This window comes from Desulfobaccales bacterium, assembly GCA_041648175.1.
GTDB lineage: Bacteria > Desulfobacterota > Desulfobaccia > Desulfobaccales > 0-14-0-80-60-11 > 0-14-0-80-60-11.
This window is the reverse complement of the sequence record JBAZPO010000003.1, coordinates 1-22,904: the sequence shown is the minus strand read 5'-3', so window position 1 is coordinate 22,904 and position 22,904 is coordinate 1. Positions and strand designations below refer to the sequence as shown.

Genomic DNA, 22,904 nt, shown 5'->3' with positions numbered 1-22,904 from the left:
GGGCGCCGCTTCAAGCCGCTTAACTTCGGGAGCGTGTATGGCACAACTCGCTGTAATTACGCCTAGAATCGCCGAGGGACCAGCCAGGTTGCGAAACAGACCACAAGCTGGATACCCGGCTGCCTGGGTCAGTGCCGCCGAGGGCGGTGGCGCCACATTTCCCCAAAACCCGCACTAAAGCCGTTTCCCCAGGGTGTGGCGGACTTTCTCCTGGAGCGCCAGGACGCGAATGGATTCTTGCAGACATCCCAGGGAGACATTCAGGGAACGGGAATCTTCGGCCTTGCGGAAGAGGCGGTCCAGGCGGACCTCCAGGAGTTCCAATTTTTCCAGGAACTGAGAGATCTGACTCTGCTCGGTGCGGCGTTCCTGGACTACCATTTGATGCTGGAGATGTTTGATATGGCGGCAGAGGGCTGAGGGACTGACGCCATAGGTGGCGGCCAGGGTGCGGTAGGGCACGGCATCGATCAGGGCGCGATCGATCTCCGGGCGGGAGGGATGATGACAGACGGTACAGCGGGCCGATTGATGGGCGGTGCCGTAATGTTTCGCCATTGTTCTACTCCTCTCAGTTGATGGTGTCGCACCGGCGAGACGCCTGTGCCACTACCAGGAGGGTAGCAGGCGGGTGGCCGGGAGGCCAGAAGGGGTGGGAAGGATGGCACGGAAAAAGGGAAAGGGAGGATAATATTGCAATGCCGGGCGGGACTCTATTCGGAAAAGCGATTATTGCATGATGAGTAAAGTGATCCACTGCCGGGCAAACCAGCAGTGGATCTGGCGGCAGGTAGGCAATTTTCTAGAACGAATATTCCAAACCGGCGGTGCCTCCATGCAAAAGCACGCCAGAATCGCAATTGACGCCGCGTGCAGTCACAGAAGCCGGCCCAATTTCATAGGTTTTCTGGATCTGTCCGGGCGCCAGAGCAACGCCGTAGAGCCAGAGCGCCTCGTAACCGAGCTTTAGTGCAAGCCCCCTGGTAAATTGATATTTGCACTGCAAGCCGGCTTCACCGACGAAAGCGGCGTGGTCAGTCTTGGCGCCCGTTGAGTACACGACCTTTCCGAGGCTGACCCCGGTTGACTCTGATGCATGGTTCCAATACCCCCCGACCTTTATCAGTCCGCCAATCGAAAAGCGGCCACGCTCGAATAATTTCCCATCAGCACCGATTTGGAGACCATAAAGATTGTTGGTTGTGCTCGTATTCCAGAAAGGGGGAAATGTTCCCGTGGCTGGTATACCCCGAAGATTTTCAATCCGTGCGACATCAAAAAGATTATTATTCGGATCAAACTTCCATATAGGCAGAATGCGATCCGGGGGTGGTATTGTACCTTGAAGATTTTCATTCAATTGAAGCCAGCGAAATCCGGCAAGCACGGTTATCCGCCTCGAAAGGTTATACCGCACGTTGAGTTCCGCATTATAAAGTTCCGTGGAGTAGTCCCATGTCATTGACTGGTATGAAAAATCCTGAGTTTGAAAAAAGCCGGGGGCCCTCATCACCAGCCAGTTAGGCGGATTATCCGGCCCGATGGATCGGGTGGAGTCCCAGCCGCTGACCCGAAAGAAAGATAATTCTAACCCGTATTTGGAATCGACATGGTAAGTCACGCCCACTCTGAATCCGGGGGAAAAGCCCTGATTCAGATCGTCGCTGCTGAGAGCCGGAGTGCCGGGGGTGGTCGGGATCTTAGCGAAAGACACGGCGCCCGGTACTCGTTCAACGAGTGTCCGATTTGCCGTGCCGACACGGTCAAAGACGATCGTTTCCGCAGAGACGGTCCATCGCGGAGGGCGAGACGATCGGGAGGAATCGGCATCGTTGAGGCCGGCGTCTTTCTTGGCGATGGCTTCCGGGTGACTGAACGCCGTGACCCCCGTCGAGTCATGTCGGAAATTCCCGCTATCCGGGGTGCTATCGACAGGGGCGTTGAACTCTGCCGCCCCGGCTACGTATGGTGTGGACAGGGCGAAGATCGCGAGCAATGTTGCCGCAATAAGTTGTTTCATTTTCCCCGTTGCAAAGATTCTTTCAGAGATGACGGTGAAAGGTTTAAGTTGAGATTGTGCGCAATCTGGGCCACCAAGTCAAAAGGATTTGGGGAGCCTTGGCCCTGAGAAATTCCCCCAGTCTCTGTCCTTAAATCCGAATCCTCTCCTCGACGGCAGGATAGCAAAGATTTCGTTAAAAAGTAATTTTTCCTTGAGTGGTGACATATCAAAATTCCCCCTGGTTGTATTTAAGGGAGAATAGTAAATTATACCATTTCGCAGTCAAATGGTGGCACAGGCGTCTCGCCTGTGCAGGCGCAGGTTAAAGCCTGTGGTCCCCAAAATAGTCATTTGACCGCAACTCGGTATTACTTGCCACAATCCTCAATTATCATCGGAAGAGGAAAAGTTGCTGATATGATCTGATTAACAAAATCAGCTTTTGGTGGGGGGATGCCAAACCGGGCTGGCTATTTTTTGGGGCGAGCGCCATCTGGCCGGTACGAAGGGTCAGGAATTACTTGCGCTGGGGCTCAAAATAGGATGAAATATAAAGCCAATATTGGGGAAGAGGATAGCGATGACACAGCATGAGCATGGCCAGGGTGAGAAGGTTACCGGAACCCCCGCAAGCGGACTTGTGGTTCCCAATCAACCGATTATTCTTTATATAGAGGGGGACGGCACCGGACCGGATATCTGGCACGCCACCCGGCCGGTGCTGGATGCCGCGGTGGCCAAGGCTTACGGCGACGGCAAGCGCATTCATTGGCAGGAAGTTCTGGCCGGGGAAAAGGCTTTTAAAGCGAACCGCAGTTATCTGCCGGTGGAAACCCTGACGGCCCTGCGGGAATATCGGGTGGCCCTGAAAGGCCCCCTGACGACCCCCATCGGCGGGGGCTTTAGGTCGCTGAACGTAACCCTGCGCCAGGTGCTGGATCTGTATGCCTGCATCCGCCCGGTGCGTTACTATGAGGGCGTGCCCAGCCCTATGAAGGCGCCGGAAAAGATCGACATGGTGATCTTTAGGGAAAACACCGAGGACGTCTATGCCGGGGTGGAGTGGCCCGCCAACAGCCCCGAGTCCCAGCGCCTGATTCATTTCCTCAATCACGAGCTTGGCTGCACCCTGGACTTATCCGCGGCGATAGGCATCAAGCCCATGACCGAACGGTGCAGCAAGCGGTTGATCCGGATGGCTTTAAAGTACGCCGCCAAACACGGCCGGACCGTCGTCACCCTGATGCACAAAGGCAACATCATGAAGTACACCGAAGGGGCCTTCCAGAATTGGGGCTATGAAGTAGCGGCGGAGTTGTCGGACCTGGTGGTCTCGGAGGCGGAACTGTACACGGTGTATCAGGGGAAACTCCCGGCCGGCAAGACCATGCTCAATGACCGCATTGCCGATAATCTCTTTCAACAGGTGCTGCTGCGCCCGGAGGAATACCATATCATCGCCACCCCCAACCTGAACGGCGATTATATCTCGGATGCTTTAGCGGCCCAGGTGGGGGGGCTGGGGATGGCCCCGGGGGCCAACATCGGCGACAACTGCGCCATTTTTGAGGCCACCCACGGCAGCGCCCCCAAGTATGCCGGCTTAGATAAGGTCAACCCCAGCTCGCTGATCCTCTCCGGGGCTATGATGCTGGAATATCTCGGCTGGACTGATGCGGCGCGGTATATCCATGAGAGTCTGCCCCGCACCCTCAAGGACGGCATTGCCACCTACGACCTGGCTCGCCTTTTAGCCGGAGCCCGGGAAGTTTCCTGCTCCGAGTTCGGCCAGGCCCTCATCGACCATATGTAAAAGCCCGTTTTCGGTTTTCAGTTTTCAGTAAAAACAATTTGGGTCAGACCCCTTTTTATCTGCAGTAAAGCGGTCTTTGGGGGGGACGGCAAATTTCTAAATAACGAGCTTGACAGAGAGAAATTCTCTGGTAAACTATATCCAGTTTTAGCATGTCAGACTGAAAGCAGGGCCAAAAGTCCTGGACAGAATCGGACGGGGATGCTAAGTCCTCGCCGATTTTTTTTTGACTGACTGCTTGGCGCCCTGCTTTTTTTAGCGGGAATATTTTATTGCAGTATCTGTTGGAGGTTTTGCATGAAAGAAACAGGCAAGGTAAAGTGGTTTAATGACTCCAAGGGTTTTGGCTTCATCACCCGGGAAAGTGGTCCAGACGTGTTTGTGCATCATAGTGCTATCCAGGGTGACGGCTTCCGCTCCCTGGCGGAAGACCAGGACGTGGAGTTCGAGGTGGTCCAGGGCCCCAAGGGCGCTCAGGCCCAGAACGTGGTAAAACTCTAAGCCATTTAACCTGAGGTTAAAACTCCGGGGGTCTTAGGGACCTCCGGAGTTTTGACATTTTTAAACCGGAGCAAATGACCATTTTTTGGTGGCACCAGCGTCTTGCTTTACCACGCAGGCTAACGCCTGCGGCTACCAAAAACAACTAGCTCCAGGGAGGGGAAAAATGGCTCGCAATAGATATGGCTGGCAAAAACGCGCCAAAGAAATAGCCCGTAAGCAGAAGAACGACGACAAGATGAAACGTCGGCAAGGCAAGGTCATCACGCTGGAAGGGGAAGAGATGCCGGAATCGTCTGAAGAAATTCTTACCGAGCCGGTCGAGGGCGACCTGGTTGAGAGCGGCCTCCAGCTCAGCCCAATCCCGCAAGACTGACCAGGGTCTGCTAAGCATATAAAATTAAGGGGCATACCTGCCTCTCGAAAAAAAGAAGCGGCCTTGCGGCCGCTTTTTTGTTGGTTGATTGGCGCGGCGGGAAGACTCTGGCGGTGTCATAGCAATTTATAGCAGTTGCCAAAAATTCTTTCTGGTTGCTGGATTTCTAAATCCCCCTAAATCCCCCTTTTTCAAAGGGGGACTTTTAAAGCAATTCCGCTAAGTTCCCCCCTTTGGAAAAGGGGGTTATACCGAGTTGCGTTCATACAGGTAATTATAGTTTTTGTAGGGGCGGACCTATGTGTCCGCCCTTGTTACACTCGCACATATAGATACGACCTATAAAACCGGAGCTATTCTTACTTCTATGACAGCAACTTGGTATTAGGGGGGATTTAGCTTCTTGGACAATGTACCTTAAAGGAAAAAACTTTTGGCAAACGCTATAATGTCAAAGATAGAGTTTTAAAAAATGAATAGTCTCCTGGCATAGGCAAGGGAAGCGGGCACAGAGGCCCGCCCCACCAATCCAATAGAGCACAGGCTGGAAAGCCTGTGCCACCTCGAAGTTTTAAATACCCTTGCGGCCCGTCAGGTTAGCAATTTTCCGGTTCGAGGCCGAAAAAATCCAGGTAGAATTGAAAGCGGCGCCTTTCTTCCGCGGGGTTTAACCCGAATTCTTCCAAGGAATAGCGGTGGACCCCGTCTTTATTTTTGGGGTTGGCCCGCAAGAACTGTTCCATGGCGCTTTTTGCTGCAGGGCTTAGCTCCAGGTCGAAATGCTCGTAGAGGCGCTGGACCATGGACATGGGGTCCCGCACCAATTCCGGATAGCGGACATCAAAAAACTGCTTCTGCAACCCCGGCATCTGGCGGTACTTCACCGCCAGCCCGGCCCCTTCTTCCCAGCGTTGTTGCACTTCTTGGGCCAGGGAGACTTTATCGACGTGGTCACTGAAAGCCCGGCGCAACACCTCGGTAAAGCTGGCACAGGACGGCAGGACCTTGAGAGGATCGCGATGGGTCAGGATAATCCCCGCATCTGGATAGACCTGAAGCAAGCCCTCTAAGGCCAGTAAGTGGCTGGGCGCCTTGAGCACCCACCGTTTGCCGGGTGCCCGCCACTGCAAATGTTGCAGAAAGCGCTGATGATACTCATATTCGGGACGCTTGTCCTGACCGTCATGCCAGGCCCGGTAGGAAGGCACATGGTACATGGACTCGAAGGTGTAACTCCGGAAGTCATGGCTGGTAATGGCGATGCACTCTTGCGGCAGTCTGGCGTCAATCAAGTGCACCGTTTTGAAATCCGGCATGAGGATGTCAATCCACTTCAACTCCCGGGCGGTGGCGGTGATGCGGCGATCGCAGGCGTAAGACGCCGCCTCGGGTGGTGGCGAGGGATGCATCACTTCCCACACCTGGGGGGCGCGATGGGCCGGGTCCTGGGCCAGCAGGGCGTGCAAAAAGGTGGTGCCGCTGCGGGGCAGGCCGGTGATGAACAGCGGACGGCGGATGACCTCGGCCGCGATGGCCGGATGCCGCCTCCGGTCCGCCACCAGCCGGAGACGGTTTTCCAGCGTCCGCACCGTGTCGCTGTGGACGCAGACCCGGCCGACGAAATTGAACTCAGCCTCGGTTTTATAGGCCTGGAGCAAAACCCGGAAGGCTTCAAGAAACGAGGTGTCCCCAAAGTCGTCCAGGCCGGTACGTTTACAAGCCTTGTCGAATAGGGTCTTTTCATCCAGGTGCAACCAGGAGAAGCCGTTTTGCAAAAACCGGCGGCCGGCTGCGTTGATGAGACGCAAGAGCATGGAACGGTTGGGGTAAGTTGGTTGGGGCATCATAGTTGGCAATATCATGTTAGTGGCGGAATAGTGGCCGGTTACGAGAGTGTTTTTTCCACGCATTGTAACCACGCCAGGTCCGTTCTACAACCTGAGAAAAGAAATATTCGCTGAAATCTCGGTACTACCCCCGGCTCAGTAATTTCCCTGACCTGGGATTCAGGGCCTTGCCGAGTGAAAAATCAGCCGTCCTCCCGATTGTCAATGCCTTCTCCTGGCCTCATACTTAAGCCAAACCTGGGGGAGGCGGGGAACTTTCTAAAGACCCGGGTGAGAAAGGAGAAGGCCATGCAATTCAGCGTTTACTATCATTCCCAAGCACAGGGCGAATACCTGCGCCAAGTGGTTGTTGCTTCCGGAATCGGCCAGGTGAGGCATTTCCGGGACCTCTCGGGTCTCGGGGGCGAGAACGGGGCCGATGTGGTCCTGGTGGAATACCAGGACAATAATCCGCACCTGGACAATGTGATTGCCCAGATCACCAAGCAACCGAAAAGCCCGGACATTTTCCTTTTTGTGGAAGAGGTCTCCCCTCGCATCATTTGGAAGGCCCTCAAGTTGGGAGCCCGGGAGCTTTTCAGCCGCACCATTCCAGCGGAGGACTTCCAGGCTGCCCTCACGCGGGTGGAGTTGCGCCACGCCAGACTTGGGGCACTGGTCCCAGACACTGCCACCTGGCTTGGGCTTCCCGGCTGGGGTACGGGACGAGAGGTATGTTGCAGTCTTTAATACCGTTCAGGCTCTCGCCAAGACGCAAAGGCGCAAAGATAAGAGTTACAGACTTAAAGCCGGGTATCCAAAGAGCCGGTTGACCTCTTGAGCCAGGTCGGGGGACGGGGTCAGGCCCAGTTCCTTGGGCAGGGCCAGGGTCGTGTCTTTCTTGGGCTGTAGAAAGTGCAGAAACGCGGGAACCGGCCCCGCATGCCGGCTCAGGATCTCTTTTAAGTTCAGGAGTTGTTCCTGGGTCACGGTGACGGCCTGGAGGCGCAGGTCCAGCCTTTCCGGTAGGCGCTCCAGCCTCGACTCCAGAGGAGCGATCTCCTGGGCCACCAGTTTGGGACCCTTTTCTTCCTGCACCACGTGCCCTTTGAACCACAAGGGCAGGCTTGGTTGGGCCAAAAGCTCCGCCACCCGCTCGTAGACTTCCGAAAACACCAGGGCTTCCACGCTCCCCGCCAAATCTTCCACCGTAAGGATGGCCAGGCGCCCGCCGCGCTTACTCACTTTTTCCTTGAGAGACGTCACCACCACCCCCAGGGCCACTTCCTGGGAATCTGGCGCTTCGGCGAGGTCGGCCGTGGTAACCCTGAATTGGGCCTTCAGGAGGGTCCGGTAGGCATCCAGGGGGTGCCCGGTGACATAAACCCCCAAGGCCTCCTTTTCCCGGGCCAGTTTCACGGATTTGTCCCAAGGCTGGGCTTCCGGCAGCCAGTCGTCCTCCTGGGGTTCCATCAGCCCGCCGAACATGGACATCTGTTTGGCGGTCTGGAGGCGTTTCTGGTGATTGACTTTTTCCAGGGCACCTTCCAGGCCCGCCATGAGGCGGGACCGCCGGGGTTGAAGGCTGTCGAAGGCCCCGGCTTGAATCAGGGCCTCTAAGACCTTGCGGTTCGCCTTGCCCAGATTGATCCGTTCCAATACATCCCGAAAATTCTCGAAAGGGCCAGCCTGCCGGGCGTCTATGATATCGTGGATGGCCCCTACCCCGACATTTTTTACCCCGGCCAGGCCGAACCTGACCTTGCCGTCCTCCACGGTGAAGTCCCGGTCGCTGCGGTTGATGTCCGGCGGCAAAAGCACGATGCCCTCTTCCCGGGCCTCCATGATGTGCTTGGCCATGGCCGCGGTATTGTTGATTTCGCTGTTGAGCACCGAGGCCAGAAACTCCAGGGGATAATGGGCCTTGAGATAGGCAGTCTGATAGGCCACCAGGGCGTAAGCGGCGCTGTGGGATTTATTGAAGCCGTAGCCGGCAAACTTTTCTATAAGCGTAAACAATTCGCTGGCTTTGGCTTTAGGTACGGCGTTGGCCACGGCCCCGGAGACGAACCGGTCCCGCTGGGCCGCCATCACCGCGGGGTCTTTTTTGCCCATGGCCCGCCGCAGGAGGTCGGCCTCGGCCAGGGAAAACCCGGACACCGCCGCGGCGATCTGCATCACCTGCTCCTGATAGAGGATGACGCCGTAGGTTTCCTTGAGGATGGGCTCCATTTGGGGCAGAAAGTACTCTACTTTGCTTTCCCCATGTTTGCGGCGCACGAAATCGTCGTGCATGCCGGACTCCATGGGACCCGGGCGATAGAGGGCCACCAGGGCGATGATGTCTTCGAACACGGTGGTCTTGAGGCGCACCATCAGGGCGCGCATGCCCGCGCTCTCCAACTGGAACACCCCGGCGGTGTTGGCCGCCTGCAGGAGGGCAAAAGTGGGCTGGTCCTCCAGTGGGAGAGTATGGATGTCGAAGTCGGGATCGTGAGAGCGGCGGATCAGGCGCACCGCCTGGTCGATCACCGTTAAGGTGCGCAGGCCCAGGAAATCGAACTTCACCAGGCCGACTTTCTCGACCCCTTTCATGTCGAACTGGGTGACCTGCTCACCCTTGCTGCCTTTGTAGAGCGGCAGGTACTCGATCAGGGGCCGGTCGGCGATGACCACCGCCGAGGCGTGGGTGGAGGCGTGGCGCGGCAGGCCTTCCAGGACTTCGGCCACGGTCAGGATGTCGGCTACCACAGGATTAGTGTTTTGCAGCTCCTTGAGACGCGGCTCCATGGCCAGGGACTGTTCCAGGGTGATGTTGAGTTTTTCCGGCACCAACTTGGCGATCTTGTCCACATCGGGGTAGGGCGCTTCCAGGGCCCGGCCCACGTCGCGGATCACCTGGCGGGTCTTCATGCTTCCGAAGGTGGTGATGTGGGCCACGTTGGGCCAGCCATAGGTTTTGGAGACGTATTCGATGATCTCGCCCCGGCGCTCGTAGCAGAAATCCACGTCGATGTCAGGAGGGCTTACACGCTCGGGGTTGAGGAAGCGTTCGAAAAAGAGGCCGTAGGCCAGGGGGTCCAGGTCGGTGATCTTCAGGGCGTAGGCCACCAGGCTGCCGGCCGCGGAGCCCCGGCCGGGTCCCACGGGAATCTGGCGCCGCCGGGCATAATTGATGATGTCGGCCACCACCAGAAAGTAGCCGGCAAAGCCCATCTTTACCAGGATATCGGTCTCGTAGGCCAGGCGCTGCCAGTAGTCGGCCTCAGGCGGGCGGAAATGGGTGGCCGGGGCCGTCAGACGCTGCTTAAGGCCTTCTTTGGCCTGGCGGGTCATGAGGGATTCCATGGTCTCGCCGTCGGGGACAGGATAGACCGGGAAATTATAGGTGCCCAGGTTAAGGGTGACGTCGCAGCGGGCCGCAATCTCGCCTGAGGCCGCGATGACCTCGGGATAGGGGAAGATCCGGGCCATCTCCTCGGGACTTTTAAAATAAAGTTGGTCCGTCTGAAACTTCATGCGGCCCGAGGCGTTGACGGTCTTGCCGGTCTGGATGCACAGCAGGACGTCGTGGGCCCGGGCGTCTTCGGGCTTCAGGTAGTGCACGTCGTTGGTGGCCACCACGGGCAGCCCCCACTTGGGGCCAAGTTCCAGCAGAGCCGCATTGACCTTGAGCTGTTCCGCCAGGTTGTTGGCCTGGACTTCCAGGTAAAACCGGTCCGGGAAGATTTCGGCGTATTCCCGGGCGCTGGCCTCGGCCGCGGCAAGGTCATCGTTCAGGAGGGGCCGGGCCACCACCCCATGGAGGCAGGAGGACAGGGCAATGAGCCCGCCGTTCAACTCCCGCAGTAACTCTTTGTCCACCCGGGGGCGATAGTAAAAACCTTCCTGGTGGCCCCGGGTGACCAGCTTGATAAGATTGTGGTAGCCCTCGTCATTTTGCGCCAGGACCACCAGGTGGTTGTTGTCCCCCTTGCCGCTCTTTTCGTGGCGGGAGCCGGGGGCCACGTAGAGTTCGCAGCCCAGCAGGGGCTTGACCCCCGCCTTCTTGGCCTGCTGATAGAAATCCAGGACGCCGAACATGGAGCCGTGATCGGTGATGGCCACCGCGGGCATCCCAAAAGCCTGGGCCTGGGTTATCAGGTCCTTGACCCGGATGGCGCCGTCCAGCAGACTATAGGCGGTATGGACATGGAGATGAACGAACTCTGAATTAGCCATTAAAACCATCTTAACCGAAAGGCCGGGCGGGGGCAAGAGGAAGAAAAATAATTAAAAGTTAATTAATTACGTATAGTTACACTTAAAGCGTTTGCCAAAAGTTTTTTCCTCTAATTCTCCTCTCCCCTTGTGGGAGAGGGTAGGGTGAGGGGTGAATAAGAAAAAACTTTTGGCAATGAGTATATACTGCTGACATCGTTAAACAACCCTATCTTTTTGAAGACGCTAGCCGGCCTCAGTCCCTCTTATACCAAGTGGCGCTCAAAAAGGTAATTTAAAGGAGCAATCGCAAGCTTAACAATCATGAACCGAAAGTGTCTCACTCTCAGGGATGAAATCCCCCCTGCCCCCCTTTTCCAAAGGCGATTATATACTTGACATAGTAATAATCCTGTGTTATCTTATATGTCAAGGAGTTAGGAACCATGAGCACAGACCTTACCAACCCAATTTTTACCGATGAAGCCGAAGCCAGAAGACACCTTGAAAAACTGCGCTGGTCTCATGGCCCTGTATGCCCTCATTGTGGCGAAACTGAGAAGATCACCAAACTTAAAGGCAAGAGCCATCGCCCCGGCCTTCATCAATGCAATGGTTGCCGCCAACATTTTACGGTGACTGTCGGCACCTTGTTTGAAGATTCTCACATACCTTTGCACAAATGGATGCTGGCCTTTCACCTTATGACCGCCAGCAAGAAAGGCATTAGTTCCTGTCAGCTTTCCAGAATGCTTGATATTACCTATAAGTCGGCTTGGTTTATGTCTCACAGAATCCGTGAAGCCATGAAGCCCACTTCTATTGATATGTTTGGAACAAACGGGCCGGTTGAAGCCGATGAAACTTTTATTGGCAAAAAACCTGGGATGAAGAAACGCCGTGGGTATGCTCACAAAAACGCTGTCTTTGCCCTTGTAGAGCGTAACGGCGGGGTCCGCTCCTTTCATGTTCCCAATGTGACCGCCGATACCTTGAAGCCTATCCTCAAGGAGCACGTTAGCGATAATGCCCACCTTATAACCGATGATGCAGGGCAATACAGACACATGAGTGAAGAGTTTGCTATCCATGAAGTCATAGCTCATAGTAATAGCGAATATGTCAGGGGCAACGTGCATACCAACACCATTGAAGGATTTTTCAGTATCTTCAAACGTGGTATCTATGGCGTTTACCAGCATGTCAGTGTTGCTCATTTGCATCGCTATACCGCTGAGTTTGATTTCCGTTATAACTACCGTGAGAAACTCGGGTTTGATGATTCCATGCGTGCTACCAAAGCCCTCAAGGGCATTGCCGGTAAGCGTTTGACCTATCGGCGGACTCACTAAGAAAGATGATGAATAATTCCATGACTCCTAACTGCTATTTTGTGCTATGGTGATTTTGCGAGAATCCCATATTCAAGGAGTTAGAAGTCATGGAAACCGCTAAAATTTGTCCCTTCAGAACACATGAACTTATCCAAGGTCGTTGTGTAACCGAATGTCAACTTTTTGTATCCGGTAAACAAACGTGTGCACTTGCCGAAGTTAATCAAAACCTAATTCAACTACTCATTCATATGGGTAACATAGGCAATTTAATTAGCGCGACCAACAAATAGGTAGCGCAGCAAGGGCGGAAGACACTTCTGATAGATTGTAATTTCCAAATAGCTTTTCCAAATCAAACTGACTAATTCCGCCCTCAATTTTGATAAACTCTTTTACAAGGTCCACCACCTTGTCCTTGAGAAGTTCGCGCTTGTTCATGCCTTCACTCATGGCTTATCCTTTTCTTTCTTAGTTTTAGGTTTCGGCGGTGTCTCCAAAAACCGCTTAGCGATATCATCGGGAGAAACTTTAGTAAAATCAACTTCTGGTTCTTTTTCTTTTGATTTTTTGTTATCGGAGTTTTTCATGGTTGTTCCTGATCCTCGTACTTCAATGTATGTTTCTATTGGCCTAATTGTTGCTTCATGGTCACATGTCGAACAAACACTTGATTTCTGGGTAACTATAGTTTTCCGTAATTGTGGTGGAAAAAGTATTGCTTATAGAAACCAACTTCCCCGTGCACTGAATAATAAGATAACATTTTTGGAAGACTCATTTAATAAATTAGAAATATTGCATCCATATAAATATGAAGGATTAGCATTTTTAAATCGTATTAAATTGCTTTCCGATATGCGTCATACATTAGTCCATGGTGCTATTGAGGAATTAACACCTGAAACATTGAAAATAGCACAACTAAAATATGGCAAAGAGAAACATGAAGTTCGTCATCATAAATATACAGTTACTGAATTATTCAATTGTGGAAATAAGATTCAGGATTTGGTAATTGAGTTGACTCCTTATATTCATCGTTTGATGGATCAGTTTTTACATTAATTATTGTGTCAACAATTATCTTGGCTGCATCGCCATATAACATTCCTTGACGGTTTGGTTCTGAAATAGCACCTTCCCATTCCCAAAGGAAGTCCCCAACCCATTTAATGAGGACTTCCCTGGAATTAGAATTAACCGGCCTGTCAATATGAAGTTTATCGCACATAGTTTGCTATGTCAAGTATACAATCGCCTTTCCAAAGGGGGGGTTTAAAGTCCCCCTTTGGAAAAGGGGGATTTAGGGGGATTTGGTTTTCACGGTAAAGCCTGCGCCTACAAAATTACCTGTTTGAACGCATTCTCTTATAAGAGCCGCTGAAACCCTGCGGGGGTGCGGACGATGAAGCCCTGCCGCAGCAGGCGGTCCAGGTGCTTGGCCAGCATCTGGCCCTCCATGTGGTCATAGACGAACTGGGGCTCTTTGGCTTTGCCATAGACCAGGCGTCGGGCCACAAGTCGATCCAAGGATTGCGGCGTGCCCAAGGCATCCAGTAGCCTGGCCTCCCGCTGCTCTATCTTGTCGCGAAACGCAGCCAGTCCGGAGGAAAACTCCGCTTCAGTAAACAAGCCCTGTTCATGAGCCGTAATATAGGTTTGGGCCCGGATTTGTTTGAGGGCATCAAGGGTGGATTCAAAGGTTTCCAGGTTGGAGGTGGCGTCGCCGTACCACGGACCGAAGGGCGTCAGGTCTACGTCCGCCAGAAACAACAACTGCTGCCGGGGAAAGTGGAAACAGCTATGCCCCGGCGTATGTCCCGGCGCCGGGATGATTTCCAGGATGACCTCTCCCAGTTGGAACAGTTGGCCGGGCAGATAAGGAGTAAAATTGGTCAGAGGCTGGAAATGAAAATCCTGGGTGAGGGTGCGCCGCCAGTAATCTTGGAATTGCGGGTCGGTTATGCCCATGAACTGGAAGATGGCGGCCATGGAAGTGAAGGCCTCCGCCTCCAGGACCGGACCATAGAAGCGGGCCTCGGGGAAGAGATAGTTGTACTTCTGATGATCTTCGTGAAAGTGGCTGAGAAAGACCCCGGTCACCCGCCGGGTTCGGACCAGTTCCTGGAAAAAGGCCTTATCGGCCGCAGGGTCCACCACCCAGGTGTCCGTCCCCTGCTCTATCACCAGGGAGTGGCAGTAAGGGTAGCGGCCGCCCTTGCGGCCGGGGATAAAGGTAATGGGGCCGAAATTTACCGGCCCGGCCGGCTCGGGCCGCAAAAGGGGTGGAAAACTGCCGGAGGGTTCCATAAGCACCTATACTCAAAGCCAAAAGAGCTTCTTGCAAAATTGCCGGACATTATGGAATCGCAGAATTCAGCCTATTTGAGCACAGGCTGGAAAGCCTGTGCTACCGGGGAATTTTTAAATACCCATATAAAGTCTCTTTGCTTGTCATTCTGAGGGAGCGAAGCGACCGAAGAATCTCAAAAAGGAGAGGAAAATGCGAGATCCTTCGCTCCACTCAGGATGACAAAAGGCTTTTTGCAAGAGGCTCTTTTGGCATTCGCTATATAGAATCTACCCGGAACCGGCGACAGGCAATTAAAAGAGAAAGGAGGGCTCAACCCTCCTTTGCAGCCAGCAGGCCATCGCCTTGCGCCCCGTGCTTTAGGGCATGGATGCTGCGGCGTCCGCCAGCCAGTCGTCTAAGGGCCGGCTGACCCCTCCGGGATGACGTAGAGCAACTCATAGCGGGAGGCCAGTTCCTCTTGGGCCGCCGCCACCGCCTCCGGGGGCAGGTTCTTGACCCGGATGTAGACATCCCGAAAGCCTTCCTTAGACGTGGCATAGGATGACATCAGGCTGACGAACCGGGCTCCCCGGTTCCTCAGGAGGTCCACCACTTCTTTGATCAGGCCGGGGCGGTCTTCCAGCCTCAGGGCGAATTGGACCCCTCCCTGGAGGACGCCGGTAATATGCATAAAGGCCCGGAACACGTCGGATTGCGTGATGATCCCCACCACCTTGCCATGCGCGTCCACCACCGGCAAGCCCGAGATCGTGTGGTCCAGCATGATCTGGGCCGCGTGTTCCAACGTGTCATCCTGGGAAACGCTGAGGGGATTATGGCTCATGATCTCCTTGACCTGGAGTTCGGCCAGGAGGTAGTAAAGTTCATGGACATCCAGGGAGGTTGCCTTGGAGGGTGCGGCCTCCTTTAAGTCCCGGTCGGTAACCATGCCCACCAACCGCCCCAACGTCACTACCGGCAGCCTCCGGAAACGGCGCTCCTTCATGAGATGAATAGCTTTGATCATCGAAGTGTCTTCGGTAATGGTGATAGGGTCTTTGGTCATCCAGTCCTTGATCAGCATGTTCCTTCTCCATCAAGTGGAATGTGGGTCGAGGCCTGGTCTGAGAACCCCTGGCTTTCTGTGGGCCTAAAGGCGCGGTTCTTCACCCTTAAAGAAACGTTCCAGATTATCCCGATGACAGACCAAAATGAGACCCGAAAGCGCCCCGGCCAGCAGCAGATAGGCCTTGGAAGCGGTGAACAGCCCCACCGCCACCGGCAGCAGCCAGGCGCAGATCAGGGCGCTCACCGAAAAGATCCGGGTTTGGGACAGGGCCAGGATGTAAACCAGGACCAGGTTGAGTGCGGCCCAGGGGGCCACTACCGCCACGACGCCGAAGGTGGTGGCCACGGCTTTGCCACCCTTGAAACCCAGATATAAGGGGAAGACGTGGCCCAAGACCGCGGCCGCGGCCACCAGGGCCACGCCCGTATCCTGCCAGGCCGCAAGCGAATAGAGGGTCAGCCGCGCCAAGGCCACCGGCAAGGCCCCCTTGGCCACATCTCCCAGCAGAGTGAGGGCTCCGGCCTTCCGCCCTAAGACGCGGTAGACATTGGCGGTCCCCAAGTTGCCGCTGCCCTGGCTCCTAGGGTCCGGCCCCCCCAAGCATCGTGCGACCAACAGCCCGGAGGGGATGGACCCCAACAGATAGGCCAAGACCACCAAGACTAACACCTGGTACATCAGGTTACCTTTCTCTACCGGTAATTTTCCGCCAGTTCTTCGTAGTAGGACTGGGGGTGCTTGCAGGACGGGCAAAGATCCGGAGCATTTTTCCCCTTGACGAGATAGCCGCAATTCCGGCAGTGCCAGGTAACAGGCTCGTCACGCTTGAACATGGTGCCGTTCTTGACATGCTCGCCTAGGGCCCGGTACCGGGACTCGTGAAAATTCTCCACCTTGGCGATCTCCCTAAAAGAGGCGGCGATCTCCTTGAAGCCTTCTTTTTCCGCGTCGTCCGCAAAATTCTGGTACATGGTGGTCCACTCGTAATTCTCGCCTTCCGCGGCGGCTACCAAATTGCTCAGCGTGTCCCCCAGATGAAAGGGGTAGCCCGCCACGATTTCCGCGGTGCCTTCTCCCAGGTGCTTGAAAAAGACCTTGGCGTGCTCCTTCTCGTTTTCTGCGGTCTCCAGGAAAATGGCCGCGATATATTCGTAGCCCGCCTTCTTGGCTTCGCCAGCATAGAAGGTATAGCGGTTCCGGGCTTGGGACTCCCCGGCAAAGGCGATAAGTAGATTTTTCTCGGTTTGGGAACCCTTCAACTCCATGAATAGTCCTCCTTTAGATACAGTAATATTCTTAGGTTATCTTAAGACCTGCATCACTGCTTGGCCAGTCCACGGTTTGAAATTTTTAGGGCGACCGGCTCAACCAAACATCAACCAGCCGGGTTTAAAGATCAGCAACACGCCGATCAGCAGCATCAAAATCCCGCCGATCAAGTTGGAGAACCGTTTGTACCGGGTGGTTACGCCCATCATTTGCAAGGTGAGCATGGCCACCACAAAGACAATGATATCGTCGAGCATGAAAATCGTGATGTAAAGGAGTAGATAGAGATAATACTGCCAGAACGGTAAAGGCGTCAAACTCAGAATTTGCAAATAGACCACCGGGAATCCGGCGGAGCAGATCAATTCAACCAGGTTCACCATCAAGGCCAGGAGCACGATTCCGCCCAGGGCCAGCCCAAATTTGCGGGTGGCGATGATCTCCTTGAGCCGGTCCATGGTGCGCTGGCGGCGGTTCCCATGGCTCAGTTTGCAAACCCCGGCGGTGTTGGTCAGGTATTCCCTTAAGTTATAGCCCCCGGCGAAGAGGGCGACAAGGCCGATAGCGATTCTGATCCAAAAGATAAACCCCAGAAAAACCAGAATATTAAGCCAGGCGGTCATGAACAGGAAATAAACCGCACTCGACGCCATGATAAAGGCGCCGCCCAAAACCCACATCTTTTTCCGGTCTTCCATGCCCAGCAACAGATTGATAAGGAAGATCAGCACCCACAGGGCGCAAGGGTTAAAACCGTCCAACGCGCCGATGATGACGGTAACCAAGCCCAAAGACAGGTACTTGAGGTTGATCTGGCCCAACAGCGGCACAGTCAGGGTGTCTGGGATCACCTGGTTTTCCAGCCCGGGGTGGAGGGGAGGGGCCATCCCGGCCCGGAGAGTCGCCACAATATCAGGCGCTTCCTGCCGGCGCGCCTCGTTTATCGCCATGGTAATGGCCTGGCCGGTGGTAGACTCATCCTGCCAGCCGAGCACGGATTGCGTGCCGATGACGGTGAAGGGCACGCCGGAGACATCGGCATTGAGAAACTTTCCGACTTTCTGGAATAATTCCCGGTTATCCGGGTTGCCGGATAACTCCAGGGCCACGATCTTGATATCGGGATCGGCGTGGTGCAGGCGGGCTAAAAACTCCTTCTCATGGACACAATGGGGACAACCCTCGGTCCAAAAAAGATAAATGGTGACCGGCTGACTGGGGGCGGCAAGACTCGCAGCCGGCAAGCCCCCGCCCCAGAAGGAACAGAGAGAGACAATAATCCAGGCAAGGAGTTTTCTTGGCATGAGGAGAGTTGTAGGGGCGGGTTTAAACCCCGCCCCTCCTGTTCATTTCCAATGTTTCGTAAAATTTATTAATACCGAAGGCTGCCTTTAAGAGATCACCATCTGGAAATCATTGTTCCCAGAGAATTGTGCCACAATCCTTCAAATCATAACCTCCCAAGGCGGCCGCGGCTGTTTGGAATTCAGGGGAGCGGACCACCTCCAGCAAGACTTGGAAGCGGGGGTCGGCAAAAGTGGTCTCGGGCACCACCAGGTCGTAGCGCTCGGGGAGCAGCGGAATAAAATCCAGCCCCAGGGCCCGCGCCGCGGCCAAAATCCCCAGGCCCACGTCGGCGGTGCCGGAGAAGACATTCACCGCCACAGCCATGTGGGTATACTCTTCCCGTTCATAACCCTGAACCTGATCGGCATTAAGTCCGTTTTCCTTAAGGAGATAATCCAGCAACAGGCGGGTCCCGGCCCCCCGCTGCCGGTTGATGAACCTCACGGTAGGACGCACCAGGTCATTGATGGTCTTGATTTTTTGCGGATTGCCGGGGGCCACCATCAGCCCCTGCTGCCGCCAGGCCAGGTTAATAAGTTTCAAGGGCACGCCCGCCAGATAGCGCTGGATAAAGGGCACGTTATAGGTGTTGGTTTCGGGGTCCAACATGTGGCTGCCCCCCAGGTGAGCCCGGCCCTGGCGCAGGGCCATCAAGCCCCCCAGGCTCCCCACGTGGCCGGAGGACAGGCGCAAGCGGTGGTCCCGGCGGTGTAGCAGGGTCGCCAACAGGTCGATGGTGTTGTCATGGCTGCCCAACACCACCAGGGTGCCTTCGATGTCTTCAGGCTGAACCAGCAGTTCGGCGCTCACCTGCCGGTCCTCCTCCAGACCCTCACTCAAGGCCGGCACAATGAGCAGGCCGTCGGCCCTGACCAAAGAAGTGATGGTTCCAGCGCCCCGGGGCAGCGGGGTGGCGATAACTTTGTCTCCCACCCTCCCTAAGGTCACCCGGATAAATTCCGTCAGGCCCGGCTTGGACGGCAGGTTCTGGGCCGGGTAGACTTCCAGGGTGGGCCGGGGAGTCAGGCGCTGACCCGCCAGCCCGGCAATTAAAGGCGCGGCGAACTGCTCGAAGGACAGCACCGCGGACACGGGATAGCCGGGGTTGCCGATGACCGGCTTGCCCGCCACCACCCCCAGCACCGTGGGCTTGCCCGGCATCATGGAGACGCCGTGGACCAAGACATCGCCTAAGGCATCAATGGCCCGGTAAGTGTAATCCTCGGTGCCCGCGGAAGACCCGGCATTGATGAGCACCATATCGGCATCTTTCAGGGCGTCTTCAAGCGCTGCGGTCAAAGCCCCGGGATCATCTGAGACGATGGGCAAAACCATCGGCACCCCGCCCGCCTCGACCACCAACCCGGACAGAATGACGGAATTGAACTCCGGCAGCTTGCCCCTGGGCAAATCCTGGTCCAGCTCCGTTACGGGAATCAGCTCGGTGCCCGTGGGGATGATTGCGACCCGGGGCCGGCGGCGCACCGCGATCTTTGTCACCCCCGCGGCCAGCAAAGCCCCCTGGGCCCAAGGCACGATTTCCACCCCTTCCGGCAGCACCATCTCGCCCACCACCAGATCTTCCCCTATCCGGCGCACATGCTGCCAGGGAAAGGTGGGCTCCTCCACCGTAATCGGGTCGGCCTCGGGGTCCGGGACCTGCTCCACCATAATCACCGCATCGGTTGAACGCGGCATGAGATGGCCGGTGTTGATGGGAAAGGCCTCCTGGCCCACGGCCAAAAGTTTTGGGCTATCAGGGGTCGCTCCGAACGTGCTGGCTGCGGCCACAGCAAAGCCATCCATGGCCGCCTGATGGGCCGCGGGCGAGGACCGCCTGGCCATCACCGGCCCCGCAGTCACCCGGCCCCGGGCGTCTGCCACGGGAATTTCTTCAGCCTGGGCCATGTCGTCCAGATCAAACCGGGCAAACCAGACCTCCCGGGCCTCCTCCAACGACTTCATGCTGAGATAGATGCGGCGTTTCATGAGCGTTCCTTATTAAAGTTGGTCCTGGGGTCGGTCAATGTTTGGGTCAGCATGAGCTTTCGATTGTTCCTGCAACTTAATGTCTTCCCAACCCGTAATCTATGGGTTTGGCTGTTCTGAGTCCAGTATAGCGCGATTACTGGGAAGGCATTGTATCCCCAAACAGGAGATTAATAAAGGCCAACTTGTACGGGGTGAGGACCTTATCCCGGCGCAGGACCAGGGCCAGGTGATCCGGCTTGAAGTAATGACCCAGGGGAATGAAGGCGAGATGGCGTTGCGACGGCTTAAGGCCCCGGGCCAGGGTAGCGAACGCGAGCCCCAGGCCGGTTTCCACGTAACGGGCGCTCAACTCGACGTTGGATGATTCTAAAATGATGCGAATGGCCAGGCCCAGCTTCTCGAAGTGGGCCTCGATCAGGTGCCGGCCCCCGGCCTCATGGCCTCGAGGGGGCACAATCAAGGGGTAGCGGGCGATCTGCCGCCAGGTGACCCGGCGGGCTCGGGTCAGGGGATGATCCACCGGAGCCAGGAGGACCGTATCCACCGGTTGCCAGCGCCGGGCTGTAAGGTCTTTGGGGACCCGGGACTCTAAAGCCAGGCCGAAATCAATGTCGCCGCTTTTCACCAGGCTGAAAACGGCTGCCTGGGGGCGATCCAGCAGGGTCAATTCCACCTGGGGGAACTTTTGCAGGTAAGACGAGAGGGCTTCGGGCAACAGGTGATAGAGGGTGGTGAACGGCGCGGCCAGGGAGAGCGGCCCCTGAGGCTCACCTTTCATGGCGCGCAACTCATCCAAAAGCCCGTCCCATTGATTCAAAAGCCTTTGGGCAAAGGCAAAGAGCTTGACTCCCGAGGGGGTAAGTTTCAAGCGGCGTTTGGCCAGCCGCTCGATAAGCTGGCTGCCCAACTCTTCTTCCAGGGCCTTGACCTGCTGGCTTAGGGCCGACTGGGTCCGAAAGGTGGCTTCCGCGGCTTTGGTAAAACTTCCCAACTTGGCCACCTGGTAAAAGCCCAGGAGTTGCTGCCATTCCATAATTTTGCCTAATTGTTTATATAATAATTATTAATTTTACTTATTGATTTTTTTAGCAGAAATTCAAAAGTAATCCAAAGAAATTCTGGTGACGGCAGGTTACAAAAATTACCAATGTTTGGTGGCACAGGTTTTCAACCTGTGCAGCGCAGGTTTTCATACAAACCTTGCATCATTTATGGAGCGTCCATCATGAAAGATTCCTTGCAGCCTGGCCTGAAGATCGAATTTCAGTTTGAAATCCCGGACACCAAGACGGTGCCGCACCTCTACCCCGAGTCCCCGGAATTTCAGCAGATGCCCCGGGTGTTGGCCACCGGGTACATGGTGGGGCTCTTTGAATGGGCCTGCATCCAGGCCCTTAATCCACACCTGGATTGGCCCGCCGAGCAGACTGTGGGCATCAGCGTAAACTTAAGCCACGTGGCGGCCACCCCGCCGGGCCTGGTGGTCACGGTCCGGGTCCTTTTAGAGAAGGTGGAAGGGCGCAAGCTCACTTTTTTCATCGAAGCCGACGACGGGGTGGACCTGATTTCCCAGGGTTACCACGAGCGCTTCGTCATCGACGCCGCGAAATTCAACGCCAAAGTGGCGGGCAAGGCGCAAAAAGCCGCGGCGACTTAAGGCCCACCCGGCCTGAATTGTTGCGATACTCCAAAACCGGCAGGGTCAGTTGGCCCTGCCTTTTCTTTTTGGGGAAAATGAGGAAAAAATTGCGTATAATAAAGTATGTCTGAAGACTTCAAATGCGGCTATGTGGCCCTGATCGGCGTGCCCAATGTAGGCAAGTCCACCCTCTTGAATCGGCTGGTGGGGGACAAACTGGCCATCACTTCCCCCAAGCCCCAGACCACCCGGAACCGCCTCCTGGGCATCGTCAACGGGCCTTCGGCCCAGATCCTGTTCCTGGACACTCCCGGGGTGCTGGACCCTAAAGGGGCGCTGAACGCCTCCCTGGTGCAGGCGGCCCTCACGGCGCTCGCCGAAGCCGACGTGGTGGTGTGGCTGGTGGAGCCCCGGCTTCCGGCCCCGGACGACCAGGTTTTGCTGCCCCATTTGAAGCAGGTGCACCGTCCCGTCATCGTGGCCATCAATAAAGTCGACACCGTGTCCAAGCCCAAACTCCTGCCCTTGATCGCCGCTTACCACGAGTTGTTTCCCGCCTCGCCCATTATCCCCCTGAGCGCCCTGCTGGGGGACGGCATCGCGGAGTTTGCCGCCGAGATCCTTAAACTCCTGCCCGTATCGCCGCCGCTGTACCCCCCGGACCAGGAGACCGACTCCAGCGAGCGTTTCCTGGTGGCGGAACTCATCCGGGAACGGGTGCTGCACCATACCAAGGAGGAGATTCCCCACGCGGTGGCAGTGCAGGTGGAGGAATTCGACGAAGGCCGCCGCCCCCATCTGATCACGATCAGGGCGGTGATCTACGTTGAGCGAACTTCCCAGAAAGGCATTCTCATCGGCAAGCAGGGGCGGATGCTCAAAGCCATCGGCGCCGAAGCCCGGGCCGAAATGGAGTCGCTCTTGGGCGCCAAAGTGTTTCTGGATCTCTGGGTCAAGGTGTGGAAAAACTGGCGCAAAGACCCCAAGGCCCTCCGCATGTTGGGGTATCAAGGGTGAGATGGTGCAGGCTTTCAGCCGTCAGCTTTCAGCTTTATCTGCTTTTGCTGATAACTGATAGCTGACAGCGGATAGCTATAGCGTTTGCCAAAAGAGTCTCTTGCAAAAGTTTCTTTGCGGCCGAAACTTTATATGGGTATTTAAAAATTCCCCGGTAGCACAGGCTTTCCAGCCTGTGCTCATATAGGCTGAATTCTGCGATTCCATAATGTCCGGCAATTTT

22 protein-coding genes are annotated in these 22,904 nt (G+C 55.7%); 8 read left to right on the top strand and 14 right to left on the bottom strand.

Going from position 1 to position 22,904, the window contains the following annotated elements:
• Window positions 1-174: 174 nt before the first annotated feature.
• Both WC600_03700 and WC600_03695 read right to left on the bottom strand, forming a co-directional pair.
• Window positions 175-558: a hypothetical protein gene (locus WC600_03700; GenBank protein ID MFA4901830.1), complete on the bottom strand. Its 384-nt coding sequence runs from the start codon at window positions 556-558 to the stop codon at window positions 175-177.
• Window positions 559-802: 244 nt separating this feature from the next.
• Window positions 803-2,020, bottom strand: a complete 1,218-nt coding sequence (locus WC600_03695) for a hypothetical protein (protein MFA4901829.1) — start codon at window positions 2,018-2,020, stop codon at window positions 803-805.
• Window positions 2,021-2,582: 562 nt separating this feature from the next.
• On the opposite strand from WC600_03695, the gene icd reads away from it, so the two are divergent.
• From icd to WC600_03680, 3 genes are all read left to right on the top strand, one after another.
• Entirely contained in the window at window positions 2,583-3,815 is a 1,233-nt protein-coding gene (gene icd / locus WC600_03690) for an isocitrate dehydrogenase (NADP(+)) (GenBank protein MFA4901828.1), read from the top strand.
• Window positions 3,816-4,112: 297 nt separating this feature from the next.
• Complete coding sequence (locus WC600_03685) at window positions 4,113-4,316, top strand: cold-shock protein (protein ID MFA4901827.1); 204 nt, start codon at window positions 4,113-4,115, stop codon at window positions 4,314-4,316.
• Between the two features lie 166 nt (window positions 4,317-4,482).
• On the top strand, window positions 4,483-4,692 hold the full coding sequence (locus WC600_03680) for a hypothetical protein (protein MFA4901826.1): 210 nt from the start codon (window positions 4,483-4,485) through the stop codon (window positions 4,690-4,692).
• Between the two features lie 596 nt (window positions 4,693-5,288).
• Here WC600_03680 and WC600_03675 read toward each other — a convergent pair.
• Complete coding sequence (locus tag WC600_03675; protein ID MFA4901825.1) at window positions 5,289-6,539, bottom strand: sulfotransferase; 1,251 nt, start codon at window positions 6,537-6,539, stop codon at window positions 5,289-5,291.
• Window positions 6,540-6,827: 288 nt separating this feature from the next.
• Between WC600_03675 and WC600_03670 the strand changes: the two genes are divergently transcribed.
• The gene (locus WC600_03670) at window positions 6,828-7,268 is read left to right on the top strand and encodes a hypothetical protein (protein ID MFA4901824.1); all 441 of its coding nucleotides are present in this window, start codon (window positions 6,828-6,830) and stop codon (window positions 7,266-7,268) included.
• A 45-nt stretch (window positions 7,269-7,313) separates the two neighbouring features.
• On the opposite strand, the gene dnaE is transcribed toward WC600_03670, so the two are convergent.
• Complete coding sequence (gene dnaE, locus WC600_03665) at window positions 7,314-10,739, bottom strand: DNA polymerase III subunit alpha (protein MFA4901823.1); 3,426 nt, start codon at window positions 10,737-10,739, stop codon at window positions 7,314-7,316.
• A 425-nt stretch (window positions 10,740-11,164) separates the two neighbouring features.
• Between dnaE and WC600_03660 the strand changes: the two genes are divergently transcribed.
• A complete protein-coding gene (locus tag WC600_03660) occupies window positions 11,165-12,070 on the top strand; it encodes an IS1595 family transposase (protein ID MFA4901822.1) in 906 nt (301 codons plus the stop codon).
• A 255-nt stretch (window positions 12,071-12,325) separates the two neighbouring features.
• Here WC600_03660 and WC600_03655 read toward each other — a convergent pair whose 3' ends face one another.
• Together WC600_03655 and WC600_03650 are read right to left on the bottom strand one after the other, a co-directional pair.
• On the bottom strand, window positions 12,326-12,505 hold the full coding sequence (locus WC600_03655; GenBank protein ID MFA4901821.1) for a hypothetical protein: 180 nt from the start codon (window positions 12,503-12,505) through the stop codon (window positions 12,326-12,328).
• Complete coding sequence (locus WC600_03650; protein ID MFA4901820.1) at window positions 12,502-12,642, bottom strand: hypothetical protein; 141 nt, start codon at window positions 12,640-12,642, stop codon at window positions 12,502-12,504. The genes WC600_03655 and WC600_03650 overlap by 4 nt, the downstream gene beginning before the upstream one ends.
• Here WC600_03650 and WC600_03645 point away from each other — a divergent pair.
• Complete coding sequence (locus tag WC600_03645; protein MFA4901819.1) at window positions 12,641-13,120, top strand: hypothetical protein; 480 nt, start codon at window positions 12,641-12,643, stop codon at window positions 13,118-13,120. The two genes, WC600_03650 and WC600_03645, sit on opposite strands and share 2 nt — an antisense overlap.
• 303 nt (window positions 13,121-13,423) lie before the next feature.
• Here WC600_03645 and WC600_03640 read toward each other — a convergent pair whose 3' ends face one another.
• The 7 genes from WC600_03640 to WC600_03610 all read right to left on the bottom strand — a co-directional run bounded on the left by WC600_03640 (window position 13,424) and on the right by WC600_03610 (window position 21,058).
• Entirely contained in the window at window positions 13,424-14,365 is a 942-nt protein-coding gene (locus tag WC600_03640) for an MBL fold metallo-hydrolase (GenBank protein ID MFA4901818.1), read from the bottom strand.
• A 398-nt stretch (window positions 14,366-14,763) separates the two neighbouring features.
• Window positions 14,764-15,432 (bottom strand): CBS and ACT domain-containing protein, encoded by a 669-nt coding sequence (locus WC600_03635; GenBank protein MFA4901817.1) that lies wholly within the window; start codon window positions 15,430-15,432, stop codon window positions 14,764-14,766.
• A gap of 66 nt (window positions 15,433-15,498) precedes the next feature.
• A complete protein-coding gene (gene plsY, locus WC600_03630; GenBank protein ID MFA4901816.1) occupies window positions 15,499-16,095 on the bottom strand; it encodes a glycerol-3-phosphate 1-O-acyltransferase PlsY in 597 nt (198 codons plus the stop codon).
• A 14-nt stretch (window positions 16,096-16,109) separates the two neighbouring features.
• The gene (locus WC600_03625) at window positions 16,110-16,682 is read right to left on the bottom strand and encodes a rubrerythrin family protein (protein ID MFA4901815.1); all 573 of its coding nucleotides are present in this window, start codon (window positions 16,680-16,682) and stop codon (window positions 16,110-16,112) included.
• Between the two features lie 99 nt (window positions 16,683-16,781).
• Window positions 16,782-17,930 (bottom strand): hypothetical protein, encoded by a 1,149-nt coding sequence (locus WC600_03620; protein ID MFA4901814.1) that lies wholly within the window; start codon window positions 17,928-17,930, stop codon window positions 16,782-16,784.
• A 169-nt stretch (window positions 17,931-18,099) separates the two neighbouring features.
• Entirely contained in the window at window positions 18,100-20,022 is a 1,923-nt protein-coding gene (locus WC600_03615) for a molybdopterin biosynthesis protein (protein MFA4901813.1), read from the bottom strand.
• A gap of 136 nt (window positions 20,023-20,158) precedes the next feature.
• Window positions 20,159-21,058: a LysR family transcriptional regulator gene (locus WC600_03610; GenBank protein ID MFA4901812.1), complete on the bottom strand. Its 900-nt coding sequence runs from the start codon at window positions 21,056-21,058 to the stop codon at window positions 20,159-20,161.
• A 192-nt stretch (window positions 21,059-21,250) separates the two neighbouring features.
• Between WC600_03610 and WC600_03605 the strand changes: the two genes are divergently transcribed.
• Together WC600_03605 and era are read left to right on the top strand one after the other, a co-directional pair.
• Window positions 21,251-21,682 carry a thioesterase family protein gene (locus tag WC600_03605; GenBank protein MFA4901811.1) on the top strand — a complete coding sequence of 144 codons (432 nt, stop codon included), beginning with the start codon at window positions 21,251-21,253 and terminating at the stop codon, window positions 21,680-21,682.
• Window positions 21,683-21,787: 105 nt separating this feature from the next.
• Window positions 21,788-22,681 carry a GTPase Era gene (era, locus tag WC600_03600; GenBank protein MFA4901810.1) on the top strand — a complete coding sequence of 298 codons (894 nt, stop codon included), beginning with the start codon at window positions 21,788-21,790 and terminating at the stop codon, window positions 22,679-22,681.
• Window positions 22,682-22,715: 34 nt separating this feature from the next.
• Here the strand turns inward: era and WC600_03595 are convergent.
• On the bottom strand, window positions 22,716-22,904 hold a 189-nt coding region (locus WC600_03595), incomplete at its 5' end, for a hypothetical protein (protein MFA4901809.1).